The sequence below is a fragment of the Cryobacterium psychrophilum genome (genome assembly GCF_004365915.1).
GTDB lineage: Bacteria > Actinomycetota > Actinomycetes > Actinomycetales > Microbacteriaceae > Cryobacterium > Cryobacterium psychrophilum.
The window spans coordinates 3395168-3418506 of sequence record NZ_SODI01000001.1 but is presented as its reverse complement, the minus strand read 5'-3'; the positions used below and the strand labels follow the sequence as shown (position 1 = coordinate 3418506).

23 protein-coding genes are annotated in these 23339 nt (G+C 63.9%); 2 read left to right on the top strand and 21 right to left on the bottom strand.

All coding sequences use genetic code 11. The features are described from left to right. Positions 1-75 precede the first annotated feature (75 nt). The 20 genes from EDD25_RS16110 to EDD25_RS16015 form a co-directional block, all read right to left on the bottom strand. Entirely contained in the window at positions 76-1002 is a 927-nt protein-coding gene (locus tag EDD25_RS16110; RefSeq protein WP_134174761.1) for an RluA family pseudouridine synthase, read from the bottom strand. Continuing rightward, positions 999-1616, bottom strand: coding sequence for a signal peptidase II (lspA, locus tag EDD25_RS16105; RefSeq protein ID WP_241986399.1), 618 nt, complete (start codon positions 1614-1616; stop codon positions 999-1001). Before lspA ends, EDD25_RS16110 begins: the two co-directional genes overlap by 4 nt. Positions 1617-1620: 4 nt before the next feature. After that, positions 1621-2241 carry a DivIVA domain-containing protein gene (locus tag EDD25_RS16100; RefSeq protein WP_134174759.1) on the bottom strand — a complete coding sequence of 207 codons (621 nt, stop codon included), beginning with the start codon at positions 2239-2241 and terminating at the stop codon, positions 1621-1623. Positions 2242-2408: 167 nt separating this feature from the next. After that, positions 2409-2702: a YggT family protein gene (locus EDD25_RS16095; protein WP_134174757.1), complete on the bottom strand. Its 294-nt coding sequence runs from the start codon at positions 2700-2702 to the stop codon at positions 2409-2411. A gap of 8 nt (positions 2703-2710) precedes the next feature. Beyond that, the gene (locus tag EDD25_RS16090; protein ID WP_134174755.1) at positions 2711-3244 is read right to left on the bottom strand and encodes a cell division protein SepF; all 534 of its coding nucleotides are present in this window, start codon (positions 3242-3244) and stop codon (positions 2711-2713) included. Beyond that, positions 3237-4061, bottom strand: a complete 825-nt coding sequence (locus EDD25_RS16085; RefSeq protein ID WP_134174753.1) for a YggS family pyridoxal phosphate-dependent enzyme — start codon at positions 4059-4061, stop codon at positions 3237-3239. The genes EDD25_RS16090 and EDD25_RS16085 overlap by 8 nt, the downstream gene beginning before the upstream one ends. Next, positions 4030-5229 (bottom strand): cell division protein FtsZ, encoded by a 1200-nt coding sequence (gene ftsZ / locus EDD25_RS16080; RefSeq protein ID WP_134174751.1) that lies wholly within the window; start codon positions 5227-5229, stop codon positions 4030-4032. Before ftsZ ends, EDD25_RS16085 begins: the two co-directional genes overlap by 32 nt. Positions 5230-5377: 148 nt before the next feature. Continuing rightward, positions 5378-6223: an FtsQ-type POTRA domain-containing protein gene (locus tag EDD25_RS16075; RefSeq protein WP_166671329.1), complete on the bottom strand. Its 846-nt coding sequence runs from the start codon at positions 6221-6223 to the stop codon at positions 5378-5380. Positions 6224-6389: 166 nt separating this feature from the next. Continuing rightward, positions 6390-7787 (bottom strand): UDP-N-acetylmuramate--L-alanine ligase, encoded by a 1398-nt coding sequence (gene murC / locus EDD25_RS16070; protein WP_134174747.1) that lies wholly within the window; start codon positions 7785-7787, stop codon positions 6390-6392. A 110-nt stretch (positions 7788-7897) separates the two neighbouring features. Next, positions 7898-8965: a UDP-N-acetylglucosamine--N-acetylmuramyl-(pentapeptide) pyrophosphoryl-undecaprenol N-acetylglucosamine transferase gene (locus EDD25_RS16065; protein WP_134174745.1), complete on the bottom strand. Its 1068-nt coding sequence runs from the start codon at positions 8963-8965 to the stop codon at positions 7898-7900. Continuing rightward, positions 8962-10209, bottom strand: a complete 1248-nt coding sequence (gene ftsW / locus EDD25_RS16060; protein ID WP_134174743.1) for a putative lipid II flippase FtsW — start codon at positions 10207-10209, stop codon at positions 8962-8964. The genes EDD25_RS16065 and ftsW overlap by 4 nt, the downstream gene beginning before the upstream one ends. 2 nt (positions 10210-10211) lie before the next feature. Next, positions 10212-11717, bottom strand: a complete 1506-nt coding sequence (gene murD / locus EDD25_RS16055; protein WP_134174741.1) for a UDP-N-acetylmuramoyl-L-alanine--D-glutamate ligase — start codon at positions 11715-11717, stop codon at positions 10212-10214. Beyond that, complete coding sequence (gene mraY, locus EDD25_RS16050; RefSeq protein WP_134174739.1) at positions 11714-12820, bottom strand: phospho-N-acetylmuramoyl-pentapeptide-transferase; 1107 nt, start codon at positions 12818-12820, stop codon at positions 11714-11716. Before mraY ends, murD begins: the two co-directional genes overlap by 4 nt. Further along, positions 12817-14229, bottom strand: a complete 1413-nt coding sequence (locus EDD25_RS16045; protein ID WP_134174737.1) for a UDP-N-acetylmuramoyl-tripeptide--D-alanyl-D-alanine ligase — start codon at positions 14227-14229, stop codon at positions 12817-12819. Before EDD25_RS16045 ends, mraY begins: the two co-directional genes overlap by 4 nt. Further along, the gene (locus EDD25_RS16040; protein ID WP_134174735.1) at positions 14230-15774 is read right to left on the bottom strand and encodes a Mur ligase family protein; all 1545 of its coding nucleotides are present in this window, start codon (positions 15772-15774) and stop codon (positions 14230-14232) included. Positions 15775-15787: 13 nt separating this feature from the next. After that, entirely contained in the window at positions 15788-17596 is a 1809-nt protein-coding gene (locus EDD25_RS16035; RefSeq protein ID WP_241986398.1) for a peptidoglycan D,D-transpeptidase FtsI family protein, read from the bottom strand. A gap of 24 nt (positions 17597-17620) precedes the next feature. After that, on the bottom strand, positions 17621-18205 hold the full coding sequence (ftsL, locus tag EDD25_RS16030) for a cell division protein FtsL (protein WP_134174733.1): 585 nt from the start codon (positions 18203-18205) through the stop codon (positions 17621-17623). After that, positions 18205-19155, bottom strand: a complete 951-nt coding sequence (gene rsmH, locus EDD25_RS16025; RefSeq protein ID WP_134174731.1) for a 16S rRNA (cytosine(1402)-N(4))-methyltransferase RsmH — start codon at positions 19153-19155, stop codon at positions 18205-18207. The genes ftsL and rsmH overlap by 1 nt, the downstream gene beginning before the upstream one ends. Positions 19156-19252: 97 nt before the next feature. Further along, complete coding sequence (gene mraZ / locus EDD25_RS16020; RefSeq protein ID WP_134174729.1) at positions 19253-19684, bottom strand: division/cell wall cluster transcriptional repressor MraZ; 432 nt, start codon at positions 19682-19684, stop codon at positions 19253-19255. A 277-nt stretch (positions 19685-19961) separates the two neighbouring features. Continuing rightward, a complete protein-coding gene (locus tag EDD25_RS16015; RefSeq protein WP_134174727.1) occupies positions 19962-20348 on the bottom strand; it encodes a DUF3040 domain-containing protein in 387 nt (128 codons plus the stop codon). A gap of 75 nt (positions 20349-20423) precedes the next feature. Here EDD25_RS16015 and EDD25_RS16010 point away from each other — a divergent pair, with 75 nt between their 5' ends. Further along, positions 20424-21548, top strand: coding sequence for a polyprenyl synthetase family protein (locus EDD25_RS16010; protein WP_134174725.1), 1125 nt, complete (start codon positions 20424-20426; stop codon positions 21546-21548). Between the two features lie 21 nt (positions 21549-21569). Here the strand turns inward: EDD25_RS16010 and EDD25_RS16005 are convergent, their stop codons facing one another. Then, positions 21570-21926, bottom strand: a complete 357-nt coding sequence (locus EDD25_RS16005) for an Rv2175c family DNA-binding protein (protein ID WP_338419616.1) — start codon at positions 21924-21926, stop codon at positions 21570-21572. A 156-nt stretch (positions 21927-22082) separates the two neighbouring features. Between EDD25_RS16005 and EDD25_RS16000 the strand changes: the two genes are divergently transcribed. Continuing rightward, positions 22083-23327, top strand: a complete 1245-nt coding sequence (locus EDD25_RS16000) for a lytic transglycosylase (RefSeq protein ID WP_134174723.1) — start codon at positions 22083-22085, stop codon at positions 23325-23327. Positions 23328-23339 lie beyond the last annotated feature (12 nt).

The window sequence follows — 23339 nt, the reverse complement described above, 5'->3', positions numbered from 1 at the left end:
ACTCGCTGTGTACGTGGAGGTGTACGAACGAGTCCGCCGAGGTCGAAGAAGTGCTCACTGTGCTCATTCTTTGGGCTAGTCGCCGCGTAGTACGGAAAGTCCGTACGCGAGGTCGGGCGCATACGGAGCGTTGAACGTGACCCACTCGTTCGATCCAGGGTGGGTGAACGCGAGTTGTTTGGCATGCAGCCACTGGCGGCCAAGGCCGAGCCTGGCCGTGATGCTGGGATCGGCACCGTACATGGCGTCACCAACGCAGGGATGCCGTTGCGCCGCCATGTGCACCCGAATCTGGTGCGTGCGTCCCGTCTCCAGGTGAATCTCGAGCAGGGAGGCCGAGGGAAACGCCTCAAGCGTTTCGTAGTGGGTTATGGCGTGCTTGCCTTCGCTCGTGACGGCAAATTTCCAGGCCGAACTGGGATGACGCCCGATCGGCGCATCGATGGTCCCGGCCAGCGGGTCAGGGTGACCTTGAACGACCGCGTGGTAGATCTTTTCCACCTCACGATCGTGGAAGGCGCGTTTGAGGGCGGTGTATGCAATCTCCGACTTCGCAACGACCATGAGACCGCTGGTGCCCACGTCGAGCCGGTGCACGATCCCCGCCCGCTCCGCCGCACCCGAGGTGGCGATTCGGTAGCCGGCGGCGGCCAACGCGCCCGGAACGGTCGGTCCAGTCCACCCGATACTCGGGTGGGCTGCGACACCGGACGGCTTATTGATGACGATGATGCTGTCGTCGTCATACACGACCGTGAGGTCTGGCACGGCGATGGGAACGATGCGCACGGGTTCCTTGGTCTGCCACGTGACCTCGATCCAGCTGCCGGCGTGAAGCCGGTCTGATTTTCCGGCGACAGACCCATCCAGGGTAACGCCGTGCAGCTCGCAGATTTCGGCCGCAAAGCTGCGCGAGAATCCGAACAGCTTGGCCAGGCCGGCGTCGACCCGCACCCCCTCGAGTCCGTCGGGGAGGTGCAGGGAACGAGACTGGGAGGTCATGGGGCAATTCCGCTGTGAGGCTTTGGTTCGTCGTGCGTTGATGCGACCGGAGGCGTCTCCGGCCCGGCGGCGGCATCCGTCGCCTTAACGGACTTGGCATCGACGACCTTTTCGCCGTCGAGACCGATACCGCGAATGGTCAGGATCATGAAGATCACCATGCTCGTGACGATCGACATGTCGGCCACGTTGTAAATGGCCGGGATCAACCACGGCGTCGACAGAAAGTCGACGACATGGCCCTCACCGAAGCTCGGCTCGCGCACGAGACGATCGGTGAGATTACCGAGCACTCCGCCGAGGAGAAGCCCGAAGACGAGCCCCCACGTCAGCGAACGGATACGTCGGGCAAACCAAATAATGAAGACGACGACCGCAGCGGCGATGATGGAGAAGATCCACGTCGAACCACTGGCGAGGGAAAACGCCGCGCCCGGGTTCCGGACGAAGTGCAGTTGCAGCACACCGTTCAGAACCCGGACGATTTCTCCCTCGGCCATGTTGGCCACGACGAGGTATTTACTCACCTGGTCGAGAGCGTAGATTCCCAGCGCAACGAGCGCGAGGATGATCAGCGCTCGAGTGCCACGCTTTGTGCGGGTCTTAGTCGCCAAAGCCCTAGAAGCTGGACTTCGAGTCGCTCTTCACACCGGCGCCAACGGGCGACGTGGCGTCGAGATCGTGAAGCTGACCCTCGATGTAGCTCTTGAGCTTGAGGCGGTACTCACGCTCAAACGTACGCAGATCCTCGATCTTCGTTTCCAGAACCGAACGCTCCCCGTCGAGGACCTTCATCTGATCGCGCTGCTTGGCTTCGGCCTCGGCGATAACGCGAGCGGCCGTGGCGTGTCCCTCAGCAATGAGGGCGTCGCGCTTCTCAGCGCCTTCCTTCACGTGCTCTTCGTGCAGGCGGCGAGCCAGCTGCAGCAGGTTGGTCGTGCCCGCGGTCTCGTCGATGGGCTCGGGCACGACGGCGGCAACCGGTGCTGCCTCGGCCCGCTTGACGGGTTCGACAACGGCCTCCGGCGCGGCAACGGCCGCAGGAGCGCTGACGGTCTCGGCAATGACGCCGCCGTCTGCGGTAATGCGGGCCTTGAGGTCCTCATTTTCCTGTGTGAGGCGACGCAACTCGACGACGACCTCGTCGAGGAAGTCGTCAACCTCGTCCTGGTCGTATCCCTCACGGAACTTGGTCGACTGGAACCGCTTATTGACTACATCTTCCGGAGTTAGCGCCATGGCTTTCCACCCTTAGAACTTGATACTTATGCGAACAGTTGGTTTGTGTGCAGCTCTGTTACCGAGCTGCCATGGCTCGTGCTTGCGCGCGAGGGACACCGGATAAGAATACATGTTGCGTTCCCGGCCCGGTGTGCAGGGCGGCATTTGCGTGTGAGGCGTGTCGCTCAGAGTCGCTGCACGATACCAGCGAGCGACATGCCGACAATCGTGCACAGCATGGTAAGCGTAAACCCGAAGTCAAAGGCGATGGGTCCCACCCGGAGGGCGGGAACGAGCCGACGGAAGAAACGAACCGGCGGGTCGGTGAGCGTGTAGACCATTTCGACGAGAACGAGGACGAATCCCTGCGGACGCCACCCCCGATTGACCCCGCGAACAAGGTCAACGATGAAACGCCCCCAGAGCACAAAAAAGTACAGGAGAAAGACAAAATACAGGAGGTTTCCGAGCAAACTCACGCGAGGTACTAGGCCTGAGCGAAGAAGGACGCCTCTTCGGCGGATTCTTCAGTTGCGGTGTCGCCGGAGACGACGACGTGGGCCGGTGACAGCAGGAAAACCTTCGCGGTGACGCGCTCGATCTTGCCGTACAGCCCCTGAGAGAGGCCGCTCGCGAAGTCGATGAGGCGACGCGCATCGGCATCGCTCATCTGCGACAGGTTGATGATCACGGGGATGCCGTCACGGAACGACTCGGCGATGACCTGGGCGTCGCGGTACTGGCGGGGGTGAACGGTGAGAATTTCATTCATTTCGGACGCGGCCACATTCTGGGGGGTCGAAGTCTTTCGTAAAGGGGTAACGGGAGCACGCCCGCTGGTGCTCTGGGCGTTGCCGTGTGAGGCACTGCCCTGAGTGGAACGCTCGGCAGGTGCGTGACCCGCGTTGTGCGCTGTGGCGGCCGGAACCGCGGCGACACGAGCCGCGGCGGGCGCCTCGTACTCAAGCTCTTCGTCTGCCAGACCCAGGTAGACCATGGTTTTCTTGAGCGGGTTAGACATGTCGACCTCCGTGTTGTTGAGCTTCTCTGTCGAGATTAACTGGTTCCGGGCGTTTCCCGGTGATTGCGGTGCCAATTCTTAGGTGTGTCGCACCCTCGAGGATGGCCGCGGGGTAGTCCTGGCTCATTCCCATGGAGAGGTGTGTGGCCTGCGGAGCAGCGCTACGGATGCCCTCGCTGAGCTCGCGAACGTAGGCAAACGACCGTCGCGGTTCCGCATGCAGCGGGGCCACGGCCATGAGGCCTAACAGCCGCAGTCCCTCGGACTGCTGCACCCGATCGACGAGAGCCGACAGGTCCGCCGGATTCACTCCACCGCGAGCCGGATCATCCGTGAGGTTGATCTGGATGAAGCAGTCCACGGTGGTGTCTGGGGAGGCCAATGAATCCACGAGCGAGACACGGTCCACGGAGTGAATGACGTTCGCATAGGCGCGCACCTGCCGCGCCTTTTTGCCCTGCACCTGGCCGATGAAATGCCAGTTGAGGTCGAGTTCAGCGAGTTCGGCGACCTTGGCTTGCGCCTCCTGATGCCGGCTCTCCCCCACGTCCCGTACTCCCAGCGCGGAAAGCGCTCGGATAACAGCCGCCGGATGAAACTTCGTGACCACGATTGTGGTGATGTCAGCGTCATCGCGCCCGGCGGCGCGAGCGGCATCCGCTATACCGGCGCGCACGCTGTCGAGACGTTTCGTCAGACCCGGGTCGGCGATCAAGTCCGTGGAACCGGCAACTGAAACCGGGCGCGAGCCACGTGGCCCCTGCCCGGTCTCGGAGCTATCGTTATTACTTGAGGAAATCGGGGATGTCCAGGTCATCGGACTCTTCTTCAAAAGCCGGGTCGGCCGCGGTGGTGCCGCCCGCGGTAGAATCAGCCGACGACCAGACCGAAGCGGCCGCATCGCCTTCCGAGAACGAACCGGAGTTGAAGGACGGGCCTTCCTTCGTTGCGGGGCCGGCAGTGGCCGTTCCCGCACCGGCGGCAACGCCGGCAGCCACGAGGTCAGCTCGGCGCACCTCGACGGCCTTGGCGCCCGGTTCGCCGCCATCAAATCCGGCCGCGATGACGGTTACACGAACCTCGTCGCCGAGGGTGTCATCGATCACCGCACCGAAGATGATGTTGGCTTCGGGATGTACGGCTTCCTGCACGAGGCGCGCCGCGTCGTTGATCTCGAAGATTCCAAGGTTCGACCCGCCCTGGATGGACAGCAGCACACCGTGGGCGCCGTCGATGCTTGCTTCAAGCAGCGGAGAGGCAACGGCGAGTTCGGCTGCCTTGATGGCACGATCAGCGCCCCGAGCCGAACCGATCCCCATAAGCGCGGAGCCCGCACCCTGCATGACCGACTTGACGTCAGCGAAGTCGAGGTTGATCAGACCGGGGGTCGTGATCAGGTCGGTGATGCCCTGCACGCCGGCGAGGAGCACCTGGTCCGCCGTGGCGAAAGCTTCAAGCATGCTGATTCCGCGGTCGCTGATCTCCAGCAGGCGGTCATTCGGCACGACGATGAGGGTGTCAACCTCGTTCTTGAGCGAGGCGACACCGGTCTCGGCCTGGGCCTGGCGGCGCTTGCCTTCGAAGCCGAAGGGCTTGGTGACAACACCAATGGTGAGCGCGCCGATGGACTTCGCAATGCGGGCGACGACGGGGGCGCCACCGGTACCGGTTCCACCACCCTCACCGGCGGTGACGAAGACCATGTCGGCCCCGGCCAAAGCCTCTTCGATTTCTTCGGCGTGATCCTCGGCGGCTCGACGGCCAACCTCGGGGTCAGCACCCGCACCAAGGCCGCGAGTGAGGTCGCGACCGACGTCCAGTTTCACGTCGGCGTCACTCATCAGAAGCGCTTGGGCATCCGTATTGATCGCGATGAACTCGACTCCGCGGAGACCGAGCTCGATCATGCGGTTGACGGCGTTCACGCCGCCACCGCCGATTCCGACGACCTTGATGACCGCTAGATAATTCTGGTTGTTTGACACGTCCGGCCTCCGGTGGAACCCTAAACCTTTACTCGAAGTTTAAAGTTATGCTGAGTATGCAATTGCTGATTTCGAAGCTATGCGTGACAGCGCGCTGCTTGGGGAGGCGCGCCCGCGTGTCGCGAAGTGTTGCGAGATTTCTGTCAGGTCACCGCAGCACCGCGCTGTTCGGTGACGACACATCGTATTCGTTCACGCTACCCGTGGGGTGTCCCACCATCAGGGCGGCCAGGACGACCGCCTTGAGTTCGGATTGTTCCGCACTCCCCCAGACGACCTTGGCTCCCCCAATGAGACCCAGGGTGACGTCATCGGTCGTGGCGGCTGCCACGGAGTCGAGTTCGGTTCGAATGCCGTCCGGGAGGGCGTGGATGACCTCGCCCGCGGCCAGGAACCCCGCGCTTCCAACACCGTCCGGCGCCTCGATCTGAGGGTAACCGGCGGGCCTTTCCGCCGAGGATTCGATGCGCACGCCGGCGGCGTCAACGAGGTCGAAGCCCGTCTCGCTCGTGATCACGCCAATCGGCTCACGTTCCACGATACGCACGACCAGTGTCCCTGGCGGACGACTCTCGGTCACGAAGCTCTCGATGAGCGTGAACGATGCGAGCTGCTCCTTCACCCGCGTGAAGTCGATGAGTGGCAGCGGAGTGCCGATCTGATCGTCGAGGGCGCCCACGACCTGCTCGGTGCCGACCCGGTCGGCTCCGACGACGTCAATCGTGCGCAGCGCCATGAGCGGCGAGTACGCAGCGGCGATGACGCCACCGAGCAGCACGACGCTGGAGCCGAGCGCGACGGTCCAGATCGTGCGCCGACGGCGGGAACGCCACGTGAAACGACGCACCTCCGCGCGTTCAAAGCGCTTTCTGGCTCGCCGCGCACCCCGAAGGACGGCGCCTGCCGCTGCCGCTCCTGACTTCTCGGCGGGCGCTGCGCCGTCCTTTCCCGAGCGGATGCCCGACACGGAAGCGAGCGCGTCGGACTGCACCACGATCGGTTCGGTGCGCGCATCCCGGGGCGACGAACTGGAGGGTTTGCGACCGGTGGAACCGGCCGATTTCCTTCCCGACGGGGCTGCGGGCCCCTTCCCGCGCTCCCCCGGGCCGGGAAGGGTCGGGCGATCAAAACTACCTGGTCGTTTCATACCGGGCGTGTGCTCATTCGCGTGTCGCGCGAAGCGCGTCGAGCAGCTGGGGAACGATGCGATACACGTCACCACAGCCGAGTGTCACCACGAAGTCGCCCTCCTGGGCAATCGTGCCGAGGTAGTCGGCGGCATCCTGCCAGTCGGGCACGAACGCCACGTGGGCGGGATCGGCGAACCGGCCGGCGACGAGTGCGCCCGTCACTCCGGGCTCCGGGTCTTCCCTGGCGCCGTAAACGTCGAGCACGATGGTGTGATCCGCGTTGTTCTCGAGGGCGTCGGCGAATTCCTGGGCGAACAGCCGGGTGCGAGAGTACAGGTGCGGCTGGTGCACGGCAATGATGCGCCCGCCGCCCACGACCGTGCGGGCCGCGGAGAGCGCCGCTGCGACCTCCGTCGGGTGGTGCGCGTAGTCGTCATACACGCTCACTCCGCCGACGGTGCCGTGCAGTTCGAAGCGGCGTTGGGTGCCACCGAAGTCGCTGATGGCCGCGAGGGACCCGGCCGGGTCAAGTCCGAGACCTACGAGCACCGCGAAAGCTCCGGCCGCGTTGATGGCGTTGTGCTTGCCGGGGATGCGCAGCGTGGTCTCGTAATCGGCGCCCTGCCAGGCGATGCTGAATCGCACGGGTCCGTCGGTGACGATGGAATGCACGCGCACGTCGGCTCCGGCGGCTTCGCCGAACGTGATCACGCGTGCCGCGGACAGGCTCTCGGTCACACGAACGGCGCCCACGTCATCGGAGGAGATGACGACGAGCTCGCTCGCCTTGTGCGCGAAGTCCACGAACGCGGTCTCGAAGGCTTCGAGCGAACCGTAGTGATCGAGGTGGTCGGGGTCGACGTTCGTGATCAGGGCAATGCTGGTGTTGTAGAGCAGGAAGGAACCGTCCGACTCGTCGGCCTCGACCACAAACAGGTCATCCGTGCCGCCGGCGGAGCTGACGCCGAGCGACTCAATCACGCCGCCGTTCACGAAGCTGGGATCGTGGCCCAGGCCGAGCAGTCCGGTCACGATCATCCCGGTCGAGGTGGTCTTACCGTGCGCTCCGGCAACCGCAACCAGGCGTTGGTGCTGAACAAGCCACGCGAGCGCCTGCGCGCGGTGCAGAACGGGAATGCCCCGCTCCTTGGCGAGCACGTACTCCGGATTGTCCTGCCACAGCGCGCCCGTGACCACGAGCGTGTCGGCGTCGCCGACGTTCGCGGCGTCGTGGCCGATCATGATGCGTGCGCCCAGCTCACGCAGAGCCAGGACGTTATCGGATTCCCGTACGTCCGAACCGGTGACGGTGTAGCCCTTGCCGAGGAAGAGTCGGGCTATTCCGCTCATGCCCGAACCACCGATGCCGACGAAGTGCACGGCCCCGAGGTCGTCGCCGATGGTCACAGTGAGGTCGGGCTTTATCACGGGTGTATACGCTCTTCTCGGCTTGGTGTTTCTTCAATACGTTGGGAACAACTTGGCGCTTCGTCTACAACGTTACGCGGTGATCGGGTGAGCGGTGAAGCGGTTGGTATTCAGTGAGCCTGGATGATGAGTTCGAGCATCCGGGCCGACCCATCACGAATCCCCACCGAGGCGGCGGCCGTGCCCATGGCTTCCACGCGGTGGGTGTCGGCCAGGAGCGGAACGAGCGAGTCGATCACCCAGCCCGGGAGAAATTCCGCGTCGTCGACGAGCAGGGCGCCGCCGGCAGCAATGACATCCGCGGCGTTGAAACGCTGTTCCCCATTTCCCACGGGGTACGGCACATATACGGCGGGAATTCCGAGGGCGCACAGTTCACTGACCGTGGCCGCGCCGGCCCGCGAGACCGCGAAATCGGCGGCCGCCAAAGCGAGGTCCATTCGGTCGCAGTAGTCGACCAGTCGATAGTGATCGAGGTGCGGATCTGCCACCTCGCCGCGGTCCCCCTGAATATGAAGCACCTGCCATCCGGCCGCAACGAGCGCCGGGGCACTCTCGAGAATCGTGTTGTTGAGCCGCCGGGCGCCGAGGGACCCCCCCGTCACGAGGAGCGTCTTACGGCCGTGATCAAGACCGAAGAAATTCTCCGCCTCCTCGCGCATGGCGGCCCGGTCGAGACGTTCGATCTCGGGCCGCAACGGCATCCCCACGAAATGCGCGTGCCGAATGGAGGTTCCGGCAAAGGCGACGCCGACCTTCGTGGTGAAGAGGGCGCCGAGCTTGTTGGCCAGTCCCGGCTTCGCGTTCGCCTCGTGGATCACAATGGGCACGCGCAGGCGACGCGCCGCCAGATAGGCGGGCGTCGAAACGAACCCTCCAAAACCGACGACAACATCGACGCCACGCGAACGGATGAGGTCGGCCACGCCGCTCACGGCCGCGTTGAACCGAGCGGGAAAGCTGAAGGCCAACCGGTTCAGGCGGCGAGGAAACGGTACTCGGGGCACGAAAACGAGTTCGTACCCGCGCGCCGGAACCAGCCGTGCCTCGAGGCCTTCGCTCGTGCCCAGGGCAATGATGACGGCGTCCGGTTCCCGGGCTCGAAGCGCATCGGCAATGGCGAGCAGCGGGTTCACATGGCCCGCGGTGCCGCCGCCGGCCAGAAGATAGGTGGTCACTTTGCGGTACTCCCTGTGTGCTGGCCCCGCGCAAAGGACAAGACGATTCCAATTGCCACGAGTGTGGTCATCAGGGCGGTGCCTCCGGCCGAGATGAGCGGTAGTGGAACCCCGAGCACGGGGAAGACTCCGAGCACCACGCCGATGTTCACGAGCGCCTGTCCGATTATCCACACCATGACGGCGGCCGTCGTGATGCGGGCCATGACACTCGTGCTCGCACGCATTACACGAAGGAAAGCGAACGCGAGCAGGACGAACATGCACAGCACGACGATGGCGCCGATGAGTCCGAGTTCCTCCCCGATGATGGCAAAAATGTAGTCGTTGTCTGCTGCGGGGAGCCAGGACCATTTGGCCTTCGAGTTGCCGAGCCCCACACCGAGGATGCCACCATTGGCGAGGGCCCAGGTGCCGTGCAGCGGCTGCCAGCAGCTCGCAGAAATTGGTCCGGTGAGTTGGTCGCAGCCCTCGTTGACGAAGCTCATGATGCGCGTGAGGCGGTTACTGCTGGTCAGTGCGAGGATGACGGCTCCCAGCGCGCCGACCGCGATGGGAGCGGCCAGCAGTCGCAGCTTCACGCCGGCGAAGAACAGCGCGCCGAACAGCAGCCCGGCCATGATCATGACTGTTCCAAGGTCGCCGCCAATCATGACGAGCAACACGGAGCCCCCACCGACGCCGAAGACGGGAATGAAAACGTGGCGCCAGTCGTCGAGGCGGTCTTTCTTCTGCTCCAGGATCATGCCCAGCCACACGACGAGGGCCATCTTGATGCCCTCGGACGGCTGGAATTGTATTCCGCCGATGGACAACCAGTTGGTGTTGCCGGCAATGGTGTAGCCCATGGGAGTGAACACCACGAGGCACTGCAGGAATGACGCGATAAGAAGGGCAGGCCAGGCCACGCGCTTCCAGAATGCGATCGGCATGTGGCTCGCCAGAAGCATGAGGGGCACGCCGATGAGCGCAAACACGCCCTGCCGAATGATTCCGCCAAAGAAACCGGCGTTGGCCAGGTAGGAGTCAACGGACGATGAGGAGAGCACCATGACGAGCCCGAAGGCAACCAGGAACATCGTCGTGCCGAGCAGCAGGAAGTAGTTCGTGGACTCTGCCTTGAACAACCGGCCGACGCTGATACGCGCTGACACGCCCCTGGCGTGGATGCTCTGGGGCTCTTCTGCTGTCGGCGTGGGGGCCGCCGCGGGACGCCGCGGCCCCGTGCGTGGGACGGTGGCCATGCTCACCTTCCAAGAAATTGATGTACGGCCTGATTGAACGCTTTACCCCGCTCGGCGTAACTGTTGAACTGATCCATCGACGCCGCCGCCGGGGCCAGCAAAACCACGTCGCCGGCCCGGGCCACGCTTGCAGCCAGTCTGACTGCTCCCGGCATGACCTGTTCAGTGTCGTCTGACTCGACCTCAAAGACCGGCACCAGGGGCGCGTGTCGCGCAAATGCGTCACGCAGCGCCAGTCGGTCGACCCCGATGATGACCGCTCCCCGCAAACGGGAGGCGTGCTTGCGAACGAGCTCATCGACGTTCACGCCCTTGAGCAGGCCGCCGACGAGCCAGACCACGGAGTCGAACGACGCAAGTGAAGCGTCGGCGGCGTGCGGGTTCGTAGCCTTTGAATCATCGATCCAGTGGATTCCTTCATGAAGGGCCACCACCTCGATCCGGTGGGCATCAAGGTGGAACGTAACAAGCGCGGACCGCACCGTTTCCGGGTCAACGCCAAAGGAACGAGCGAGAGCGCTCGCTGCGAGCACGTCGGCAACGACGTGGGGCGCCGACAGGCCCGCACCGGCAAGCTCCGTGAGCGTGGCTAATTCCAGTGCCTGCTCAAAGCGGTCGTCCAGGAAGGCACGATCACACAGGATGCCTTCGACGATGCCCAGTTCGCTCGGACCCGGCACGCCAAGGCCGAAGCCAATCGCCCGTGCCCCTTCCCGAACCTCGGCGTTCTCGACCATTCGCAGTGTCGCCGCATCCGCTTTGTTGTAAATGCAGGCGACCCCGGTGTTGAAGTAGACGGTTGCCTTCGCCTCCCGGTAGGCCTCGGCCGAACCGTGCCAGTCCAGGTGGTCGTCCGCCACATTCAGGCAGACACTCGACCAGGGTTGCAGGGCTCCCGGCCCGGTGCGGGGCAGGTGGTGCAGCTGGTAGCTCGAAAGCTCAACCACGAGCACGTCCCAGCCCTGCGGGTCCCGGATGGCGTCGAGTACGGGCACGCCGATATTGCCGCACGGTGCGACCCGGTAGCCGGCGGAAGCGAGCATCGTCGCCGCAAGCTGCACGGTGGTGGTCTTGCCGTTGGTGCCCGTCACGAGCAGCCACTCGGCAGGAACTCCCATCTTGTTGCGCAATCGCCAGGCCAGCTCGATGTCGCCCCACACCGCGATGCCCTGCGCGCGTGCCCAGTTGAGGAGCACGTGGTCCGGGTGAAAGCCGGGTGACACGATGACAAGGTCCGCCTGGTGCGCCGCCAACTCCGCGGGGACCTCGCTGAGGTCGGACTGCACCAGGGCGACGCCGAGCACGTTCAGGAGCTGCGCACGTTCGTCGGGGCCACCGGACGCGACCACGAGAACATCTGCTCCGAGTTCGGCCAGGGTATCCGCGGCCGCGAAACCGGTGACGCCCAGTCCGAGCACGGCCACCCGCAGGTTTGTCCAATCGGCGTGCCAGCTCGTGAGCCCGTCGAGTCGGCTCGCCGGGACACCGGCGACAGGAATCTCACTCATCGGGTCGGAACCGCCGAAAGCCACTCAAGGTAGAACGTGCCAACACCGGCGGCGACGAGCAGACCGCCGATGATCCAGAAGCGCACGACGACCGTGACCTCCGCCCAGCCCTTGAGCTCGAAGTGGTGGTGGATGGGACTCATCAGGAAGATGCGCTTTCCCCGAGTGACCTTGAAGTAGGCGCGCTGCACGATGACGGAGCCGGACTCGATCACGAAGAGACCACCGATGAGCACCAGGAGGAGCTCGGTGCGGCTGAGGACAGCGAGGGCGGCGAGTGCGCCACCGATGGCCAGCGATCCGGTATCGCCGAGGAAGATCTTGGCGGGAGAGGTATTCCACCACAGGAATCCGATCAGTCCACCGACGATAGCGGCCGATACGACAGCGAGGTCCAGGGGATCACGAATTTCGTAGCACCGATACAGGTCGGTCGAATCGGAACCGCCGCTGAAGCAGGACTGGTTGAACTGCCAGAATCCGATCACGATGAAGGATCCGATCGCCAGGATCGACGAGCCCGTCGCGAGCCCATCAAGGCCGTCCGTGACATTGACACTGTTGGACGTCGCGGCGACGATGAGGCAGATCCACACGATGAACACGATCAGGCCCAGGATCGCGCCGAGGTTCATGAAGTCCAGCGACGTGTCACGGATGAATGAGACGTGCGTTGACGCGGGCGTCAGGCCGTTCCTGTTCGGGAACTGGAGCGACAGCCAGGCAAACACGCCGGCCACGAGCACCTGGCCGGCGATCTTGGACCAGCCGCCCAGCCCCAGGCTTCGCTGGTTGCGGGTCTTGAGGAAGTCGTCGACGAAACCGACGAGACCGAGACCGACCATCATGAACAGCACCAGCAACGGGGAGGCCGTGATCGGCTCCCCCTGGCTGAGCTTGGCGGTGAAGAAGCTGATCACGACGCCGAAGATGAGGATGATGCCACCCATCGTGGCGGTGCCGCGCTTGGCATGGTGGCTCTTGGGGCCGTCGTCGCGGATGAACTGTCCCCAGCCGAGCTTGTGGAACAGCCGGATGAACAGCGGTGTCAGAAAGAGGGTGAAGGCGAGCGACAGCGCGCCGGCCAGCAATAGTGCTCTCACGAGAAAAGGTCTCCCAACCGGTCACCCAGGAAACGCAGTCCCGCGGAATTTGATGACTTCACCAGGACGGTGTCGCCAGGCTGCACGAGGGTGCGCAGCAGCTCAAAGGCTTCGTCCGCTGTGTCGACGTAGGCGGATTCGCCGTCCCACGATCCCTCATTGATCGTGCTGATATGCATGCGCCGTGCGCCTTGACCAACAACGATCACCTGCGAAATGTTGAGACGAACGGCGAGCAGGCCGACGCGATCGTGCTCCTCCCCCGCCAGAGAACCGAGCTCGGCCATCTCACCGAGAACGGCGATGGTGCGGCTACCCGGCTCAGCAATCTGCGCCAGGGTCTTGAGCGCCGCCGTCATCGAGTCGGGGCTCGCGTTATAGGCATCGTTGATGACCGTGACGTTATCGCGCCCACCCAGAACCTCCATGCGCCAGCGCTCGGCCCGCTGCACGGATTCCAGCCCGGCCACGATGATATCGAGGGGAACGCCGAGCACTTCGGCTGCCGCGGCAGCCGCAAGGGCGTTCATCACATGATGTTCGCCGAGGACCCGAAATGTCACCGGGCGGAACTCGCCGGAGGTGAGGTGCAGCACGAAGGTGGTTCCGGCGCGGCTGGCACGCACATCGGTCGCGCGTACCATCGCGTTGCCGTATTCACCGAAGAAGACGACGAGGGCGCCGGTCTTTTCACTCATGTGGGCGACGCGGGGGTCGTCCGCGTTCAACACTGCGACATCCGTTGGCAACAGCTCGGTCACCATTTCGGATTTCGCGCGCACCGTCGCATCGAGGTCCCCGAATTCGCCGGCATGCGCCAGGCCGACCGAGAGCACGATGCCGATATCAGGTCGCACGAGACCAACGAGTCGGGCAATCGCCCCGACCGCGCTCGCGCCCATTTCCACGACGAGGTACGCCGTGTCGTGAGTGACCTCCAGCATGGTCATGGGGGCACCGACCTGGTTATTGAAGGATCCCCGGGCGGCCACGGTTGGACCGACGCGTTCGAGAATCTCGCGAAGCAGGTTCTTGGTCGTTGTCTTGCCATTCGAACCGGTGACGGCCACGACCTTGAGTCGGCCCTCCGAGCGCACTCGGGATACGACGGTCGACGCGAGCGATCCGAGAGCCACAACCACGTCGGCGACCACGATTTGGGCCACGGGAAGGTCAAGCACGCGTTCGACGAGCAGGAGCACGGCGCCGCGCTCCGCCGCAAGCGGAGCGTAGAGGTGACCGTCGGTCGTTGCGCCGGGCTTGGCGACGAAGATCGAGCCCTGCACGACTTCACGGGAGTCGGTTTGCACGCTTCCGTTCACGAGTCGCTCGGGGTCCGCCTCGCCCGCCGGTAGGTGGAGCACACCGTCGACGGTGTCGGCGATGTCGCGCAGGGAAAGGGCAATCACTTACAGCCACCCTGCGTCACGGAGCGCCTGGCGAGAATCGTCACGAGCTGAATAGGGAATCTTGACACCGGCAACCTCATGATAGTTTTCGTGGCCGGGGCCAGCGTACAGGATCGCATCGCCCTCACCGGCAAGCGCCAACGCCTGGCGGAATGCCGCTTGCGGATTGGCGACTTCGTAGAATTCACCGTTGGGAACGGCTGCACGAGCCGCGTCCAACAGCGCGGCGCGGATGCTCGCCGGGTCTTCGAAGCGGGGATGAAAGTCGGTCACAACAACGACGTCTGCACCGCGAGCGGCAATGGCGCCCATGTCGGCCCGCTTGGTCGCGTCGCGGTCACCGTCGGCACCGAACAACATGATGAGGCGCCCCGGCGTGAACTTTCGAATGGCGGCGAGCGTGTTCAGGAACGCATCAGGACTGTGTCCGTAATCAACGTAGACGAGCGGTCCCGTGGATCCGGAGATGAGCTCGGCACGCCCCGGAATGTACGCATCGATGCCACCATCGCGCTCCAGGGCATGAGCGATTTGGTCGAGGTCGAAACCTGATTCCACGAGCATCACGATTGCAAGGGCGGCGTTGGCTGCCATGTACCAGCCCATGAGCGGCACGCGGGTCTGCAGGCGGCGCGCGCCGGGACCCTCGAGAACGAATTCTGTGTAGGTGGCATTCTCGCCCACAACGGTCATGCGCCAGTCGGCGGGGACATCCGCATGGTTGCTGATCGTCGTCACGGGAATACGGCACTCGGCGACGATGCGCTGGCCCCAGACCGAGTCGACGGTGACGACACCACGCCGAGAGCGATCCGGGGTGAAGAGCTCGAGTTTGGCCTGGAAGTAATCATCCATGGCCGCGTAATCGTCGAGGTGGTCGTGGCTCAGGTTCGTGAACCCGGCCACGTCGAAGACGAGGCCGTCCACGCGGTGACGACTGAGGGCCTGCGCCGAGACCTCTATGCCGACGGCGCGCACCTCTGCCTCTCGCATTCGAGCGAGCAGCGCGTGCAGCTCGCTGGCCTCCGGTGTTGTCAGTGAACTGGTGACGGCCAGGTCACCGATGCGTCGTTCCGCCGTGGACGTCAGGCCCGATGTGACGCCGAGCTGGTTCAGGATGCCGAACAGCAGGTACACGACACTGGTCTTGCCGTTCGTTCCTGTGACCGCGAAGAACGTGGCGGGGTTTTCCTCGGTGCGATATATCCATGCCGCTATCGTCCCCAGTGCCGCCCGAGCGTTCTCGGTGACGATAATCGGCAGGCCGCTCTCTGCGGCCAGGCGTGCCCCCCGTTCGTCGGTCAGTATGGCAACAGCTCCCGCCTCGCGGGCAGCGGCGGCATAGGACGCACCGTGGCTGTGTTGGCCGGCGACGCCGACGTAGAGGTCGCCGGGTTGCACCGTTCGCGAGCTGAGGCTCACACCGGTTACAAAGACGTCGGCGAGGTCGCCGTGCGCTTCAAGGTTGAATTCTTCGACGAGTCCCGACAACGACCGCGGAACGGGATGCTGGGGACGGAGAGCCGAGGGTGCCAGGTTGGTCACAGGGCTCACTTTCTCACCGGGAGGTGGGGAGGTCAGGGGCTGGATCCCCCGAGGGCACCGCCCGGTACTTTTTCAACACCTGGCTCATGACCTCCTGAAAGACCGGAGCGGGTGCGGCGGACGAGTTCAGTTTAACAGGGTCGGCCAAGCTGACCGAAACGACGTACTCAGGATCGTCCGCTGGAGCAAAGCCCGAGACGGACACGAGGTAACCCTTGGAATAGCCGCCCCTGCCATTGGGCATCTGCGCGGTTCCGGTTTTCGCGGCCACTCGGTAGCCGGGAATGTTCCAAACGTTGCTCACCCAGCTGTTGTTGTACACCATTTCGAGCACCTCGGAGGTTTCGTTGGCCGACTTCTCGGAGAGAACTCGCGTTCCCGTGGTGTCGGGCTGGCCCGTGGTCGTACCGTCGGCGTGTCGGCAGCCTTCCACGAGCTGGACGGGCATCCGCACACCGTCATTGGCTATCGTCTGGTAAATGCTGGCGACCTGCAGTGCGGTGGTCGTGAGGCCCTGGCCAAACATCGTGGCATACGCGGTCTGCGCGTCCCACTCCTGGTAGGGATGAAGAATTCCACCGTCCTCCCGCGGGAAACCGGCGCGGGTGGATGTTCCCACGCCGAACTTGGTCAGGTAGTCGTAGCGTTGCTTCGCAGTGAGCATCTCGCCGAACTTGGACATGCCCGTGTTGGAAGAGTCGACCAGCACGTCCGACATCGTCATCTGCTGGTCAGGGTGCTGGTGGCTGTCGTTGATGTTGGCGCCGTTCGACGGCAGGTAGCGATACGGGGCCAGCACCGTGGTATTCAGATCGGCAACACCGGCGTCAAGCACGGATGCCGCGGTGAGGGCCTTAAGGGTCGATCCGGGTTCGAAGGACTCCGTGAAGGCACGGGAGCCGCGGTCGTCGGGGTCGCTGGTGCCGCCGACGTTATTGGGGTCAACGGATGGATAGTCCGCGACCGCGAGGAGCTTGCCCGTCTTGGCATCCTGGACAACGGCTGTACCCCACGCCGCACCCGTTTCCTGCGCCCGCGCGGCGAGTGTTTGCTGCACGAAGAACTGAAGATCAGAGTCGATGCTCGTGACAACGTCTCCGCCGTCCACCGCCTCCTTCGTCGTGTTGCTGCTCCCGGGGATCCGAACGCCGTCGGCTCCCTTCTGGTACGTTTCCGTGCCGTTCTCGCTCGCCAGGCAGGCATCCTGTCCGATTTCGAGTCCCGCCTGGGCTTTGCCCTCCCCGGACACGAATCCGACAATGTTTCCCGCCACGGCACCGTTCGGGTAGACCCGGCTGGGGTTGGTCCGCGGGTACAACCAGGGAATATCGAGCTTGTTGATGGCGCGAAGCGCGTCAACATCGACCTGTTTCGTGATGTAGGCGAAATCAGATTTGGGGTTGTCAGCGAGGGCATCGGAGATGATGAGCTGGATCGCGTCGCCACTTTGGCCGGTGACAGCGCCCAGTTCTGCGGATGCCTGAGCGACCGTTACCGTCGCCCGCTTGTCGCTCCCGTCAATCGCCCTGGTGAACTTCCCCACGTTCTTGGGTGAGACGGTGATATCGTAGCGCATCACCGATTCGGCGAGCACGACCCCGCCTTCCGTGACGATTCCGCCGCGACTGCCGTACACGGTCTGGTCGACCGAACGGTTGCCCACGGAGTCGGCGGTGAGCGCTTCGGCACGCACAACCTGGATATCGACGAGCCTGGCGACGAAGACGGACATGATGATGAACAACACGACGACTGTGGCCGCCACCCGTCGCCGAGCTGACCGGGTAATGTGCGGCCTGGTCGGGACGGCTTTATTGGACACGGTCAAATCCTTACCTGAGCCGCGCTAGCGGGTCGTCGGCGATGGCAGACCCGCTGGAACCACGGGTGCACTGGTCACGGCAACGGCAGACACCGCACCGGCCACGTCGGCTCCGGCTGCGCCTGCGGACAGCTGGCTGAGCACGATGTTATCTCCGAGCAGGGAGTTTGGAACGAGGCTCGCCGCACCCGCGTGTGAACCCGAGGCGGAGCTGGGAGCCCCGAGCACTGCCCCGTCGGAGAGCCTCAGGTACACCGGGTTGGAGTTACTGACCATGCCGAGGGCAGCGGCATTGGCCGCGAGACTCTGCGGCGACGAGACACTCGCGAGGTCCTCGTTCACGCTGGCCTCGGTTCGACCCAGCTCGGCCTGGCTGGCCTGCAGCGAGGAGATCTCGTATGCGCCCTGGGAGATACCAACGCTCAGCAGAAGCTGCGCGACGATGATGGCGCTGACCCCGGCGATGGCCGTGAGTGCGTAGACGATGCGCGGGCGCGAACGGTGGCGCGAGGCGGGAGAGACAATCTGAAACCGGCGATGATCCCCGGTGAGCTCTGTCGAACGCTCCGGGGTACCCGCCTGTGGCACTCGTGCAAGATTGTCGCTCATCAGGCCCTCCTCAAACGCTCAGCAGCGCGCAGCCGCACGGGTGTTGCTCGCGGATTTTCCGCTTTTTCGTCTTCAGACGCGAGTTCAGCGCCGCGGACGAGAAGTTTGAAGACGGGTCGGTGTTCGGGAAGCTCCACCGGAAGCCCGGCCGGCGCGGTCGATCCGGAGGCTCCGGCAAGTGCCCGCTTCACGATGCGGTCTTCGAGGGACTGGTAGGCCATCACGACGATTCGTCCACCGACCGCGATCGCCTCAAGCGCCGCGGGGATCGCCCGTTCCAGAACGGAGAGTTCCTGGTTGACCTCGATGCGAAGCGCTTGGAAGACCCGCTTGGCCGGGTGCCCCATTCTCTGTACGACGACCGGCGTGGCCGCCGTGATCACATCGACGAGTTGGGACGAACGAATGAACGGGGTCACGTCCCGCGCCGCAACGATTGCCTTCGCGTACCGGGCAGCGAGTTTCTCTTCGCCGTAGTCCTGGAAGATGCGGCGCAGGTCCGGCTCGCTGTAGGTGGCGAGGACGACCTCGGCGGTCAGCTCCGAGGTGCTGTCCATCCGCATGTCGAGCGGTGCGTCTTTGGAATAGGAGAAGCCTCGCTCGACCCGGTCGATCTGAAGAGACGAGACGCCGAGGTCGAATAGCACCCCCTGGACTTCTGACATGTTGAGTTCCGCGAGGGCGTCACCGATGCCGTCATACACGGTGTGTACGAGGTGGACGCGGTCGCCGAAGGGGGCGAGACGCTCGCGTGCAATCGCGAGGGCATCGAGATCGCGGTCGAGGCCCACCAGGGTGAGTTCGGGGAACCGTTGCAGAAATGCCTCGGCGTGTCCCGCCATGCCGAGGGTCGCGTCGACGAGCACCGACCCGGGGGGCGTGAGGGCCGGGGCCAGCAACTCGATACAGCGTTCGAGTAGGACCGGGGTGTGGATTTCGTTTATGGCCATAATGCCGGGCTGGTCCCTGCCGCCTGATCCCCATCCATTCTGTCCTGGCACCGGGGAAGTGTGTCAGGGCGAACGGCTGGGAGTCAGGCGCCAGGGGCTAGAAGAGTCCCGGAATCACCTCCTCCGTCGTGTTGGCGTATGAGGTTTCCTGCTCGGCCAGATAACTGGCCCAGGCCTCGCTGTCCCAAATCTCTACTCGACTGCCGGCACCGATAACGGTGAGTTCGCGGTCGAGCCCCGCATAGGAGCGGAGATTGGCTGGAATGGTGACCCGATTCTGCTTATCGGGAGTTTCGGAGCTGGCTCCGGAGAGAAAGACGCGCAGGTAATCGCGCGCCTGCTTGCTCGTGACCGGAGCCTGACGAATCTTGTCGTGCAGGTCCTCGAACTCGCGGGCGCTGAAGACGTAGATGCAGTGTTCCTGGCCACGGGTCATGACCAGACCCGTCGACAACTCGTCCCTGAACTTCGCGGGAAGGATGATGCGTCCCTTCTCGTCGAGTTTGGGGGCATAGGTGCCAAGAAACATGCATCCCCCTTCCTTTCCTGCCGGATTCAAATCTTGCTCCACTTTACTCCACCGTCCACCACTAAATCAGGAATATTCCCAATATTTTGACTTTTTTTGAGCTAAATGCCATGAAACAAAAGGGATTTGGCGGTGGAGGGAAAGGGAGTGATTTGTCACCACTTCGGCGGATTTTGGGCACAAAAAAAGGACCGATCGGGTGATCGGTCCTTTCCAGGGCAAAACCCTGCGTGAGAGGGAGCGAAGTGGAGCTAGCCGCAGCTCGCGCTCGTCGTGCCTATTGTCCGTCTTGGCGACGGTCCCAGCGCTCGTTCAGGCGATTCATGAAGCCCTGATCAGTGCGACCCTGAGCCGGACCACGGCCTGAAGAGCCCGACGACGGCATGCCCTTCATGCCTTTCATGGACTTGCCTGGCGACAGCGCGAGCAGCACCCCCGTGAACATCACGACGAACCCGACAATGCCAAGCCACAAGAGCTGGAGGGCCACGCCCGCGATCAGGGCGACAATGCCCAGAACGGCAAGAAGCACGCCAACGGCGATCGAGCGGTAGTTGGGGCGGAGGCGCGATACGCCGACGCTTGCGACAAAATCTGCATCGTTGTGATAGAGGCTGCGCTCCATCTCTTCAAGGAGTCGCTGCTCTTGTTCAGAAAGCGGCATCTCATTCCCTCCAATTTCGGGATCGAGCGGGTTGAGTCCTAATTCTAGTCCCGTCAGGTTGACTAGGCTAGGCGGGTGACTGAAAGCACTCATGTAGTCGATCTCGTTCAATCCCGCATCAACGAGTTCCTCAGTACCCGTGATCCAATTGTGGCCCTGATCAGCCCCGACCTTGTGCCTCTTGTGGCCTTTTCTCGGCAATTTCTCAGCGGTGGCAAGCGCTTCAGAGCGCTTTTTTGCTACTGGGGCTGGCAGAGCGTGCGTGCCGGCGCGGCGACGTCCGCGCCGGCTGCGTGGAACGGCCCAGGAGTCGACGATCTTTCACCCATCACTGGCGCCGCATCGGCACTGGAGGTGTTCCATGCGGCGGCGCTCGTGCACGACGACATCATCGACAACTCGGACACCCGCCGCGGCGCGGCATCCGCTCACAAACTCTTTGAACGGCTGCACGGCACCAAGGGCTGGGTGGGCAGTTCGACGGAATTCGGCCGTGACTCGGCGATACTGCTCGGCGACCTCCTCCTGGGCTGGAGCGACGAGCTGCTCGACGAGGGGCTCGCCGCCTTACCGGACCGCGAGGCGGCCCTGGCCGCTCGATCTGAGTTCAATCTCATGCGCACCGAGGTAACCGCCGGTCAATACCTCGACATTCTGGAAGAACGCGCGTGGCATACCGCGCCTGAATCTGAACTCTGCGACCGGGCGATGCGGGTGATCGAGTTCAAATCGGCGCGGTACAGCGTGCTCGCCCCGCTCGTGATTGGAGCAGCGCTCGCCGGCGGCAGTGCCGAACAGCTCGCGTCTCTGCGGGCGTTCGGGCTGCCGCTCGGCATCGCCTACCAGCTGAGGGACGACCTGCTCGGAGTCTTCGGTGATGCCTCCGTGACGGGCAAGCCGAGCGGAGATGACCTTCGGGAGGGCAAGCGCACGGTCTTGATTGCACTCGCCCGCCAGACACTTTCAGCCCAGGCGCGACGCGTGCTCGACGAGCAGCTCGGCGACCCGGCCCTCGACGCCACGCGAATCGCAACGTTGCAGCAATCCATCACGCACAGTGGCGCCGTCGAACGCGTCGAAGCGCTCATCACGGAACGGTTGACCGAAGCCCTCACCGTACTTGACACCGCAAACATCAGCGGTCATGCCAAAAACCAACTCCGCGGCCTCGCAGACAAGGTGGCTCGCCGAGCCTTCTGAACCGTGGTGGGAGCGGATCGCTCAGGCGAGAGCCTGGGCGACGCGACGTACCTCGGCCTTGCGTCCGGCACGGAGGGCGGCAATGGGCGCCACCCCCAGGCTGTCGTCGACGTCAAGCAGCCAGCTCATCGCCTGCTCATTCGTGAAGCCGTCGTCGTTGAGCACGAAGATGGTTCCGCGCAGTTCAGGCAACGGAGCTCGATCCCGCAGGAACTCCGCGGGGACCTGAAGAACGCCGTCGCGGCGGATGGCGAGAAGATAGTGGTCATCGATCAGCTGTCGGACCCTACTCTGGGTTATTCCGAGCATTTCGACGAGTGCGGGGATGGTCAGCCATTCTGGCTCTGAATTCTGGGGCTCTGAAAACTCTTCGGTCACGGCTTAAGTTTGCCATGATTCGGCGCACTCGCAAAACGAGTTGCACCCGGATGCCGCATTTGGTAGGTATTACTGCTGTATCACTGATTGACTCAAGTTGTCATTTGTGCCAGCCTCAACTCCGGGGGCTGGGGTATTTTACGAAAGAGGAGTTCCATGTCGAGCGATCTGAGCACAATCGTTGACGCGGTCGCTGCAGGAGAAACCCCGCGCGACCGCCGCACAAAATCCGGCGAGCGGAGAGGGCGCAGCCCGCTCGTGACCGTTCCGATCGTGATCGTCGGAACGCTGGCCATCAGCCTGAATCTGGCCGCACCGGCCCAGGCCGCCGTGGCGAAGAAGCCGCTGAACCCAAAACTCGTTGAGAGCACAACCCGAACAGCGACGGTCGCAAAGAGCGCAATCGAGGCCGCACCGGCCCAGTACTCCGTCGCGCAGGGCGACACCGTGAGCGGCATTGCGGCGCGATTCGGTCTGTCGACATCAAGCGTGCTCTCACTCAACGGCCTCGATTCGGCAGCCCTGATCTTTCCCGGCCAGGTCCTCAATCTCACGGCCGCCGCAGCGCCGGCGCCCACCGCGCACTCGGTCTCGTCCTCGTCGTACACCGTGGTGAGCGGCGACACGATCGGCGGCATCGCAGCCGCGCACGGACTCAGCACCGACGCGGTACTGAGCGCGAACGGCTTGAAGCGCAGCAGCATCATCTACCCCGGTCAGGCCGTCGCGTTGCCGACCGGGGCCGCGCCCGCCGCCCAGATGGTACAGGCAGCCTTCATCACCCCCATGACCCCCGTCACGGCACCGATGAGGGCATCCAATCACACGATCCAGACGGGTGACACGATCAGCGGCGTCGCTGCGGCGGCTGGCGTCAGCGTTCAGGCCGTTCTGGATGCCAACGGCCTCGGTTGGTCAAGCATGATCTACCCGGGCCAGGTACTCGCAATTCCCTCTCAGTTCTCCGCGCTCCCCGACGCGACCCATGTCACGCCCCTGACCGCTGAAATGCGGACCAACGCGGCAACGATCGTGGCGGTGGGCCGATCCATTGGAGTCTCCGACTACGGCCTCGTCATCGCTCTCGCCGCGGCAGCGCAGGAGTCAGGTCTGCGTAATATCGACTACGGTGACCGGGATTCGCTCGGTCTGTTCCAGCAGCGCCCGAGCGTCGGCTGGGGTTCCCCGGAACAGACCATGAACCCGAAGCGTGCCACGCTCGCCTTCTTTGGCGGCAGCACTAACCCGAATTCCGGGGTTACCCGCGGCCTGCTCGAGATCGCGGGCTGGGAATCGATGACGGTCACGCAGGCGGCCCAGGCCGTGCAGATTTCTGCTTTTCCCGAACATTACGGCAAGTGGGAAACGTCGGCCCGCGCCTGGCTCAACCAACTGGGCTAGCGGCGCGCGGCG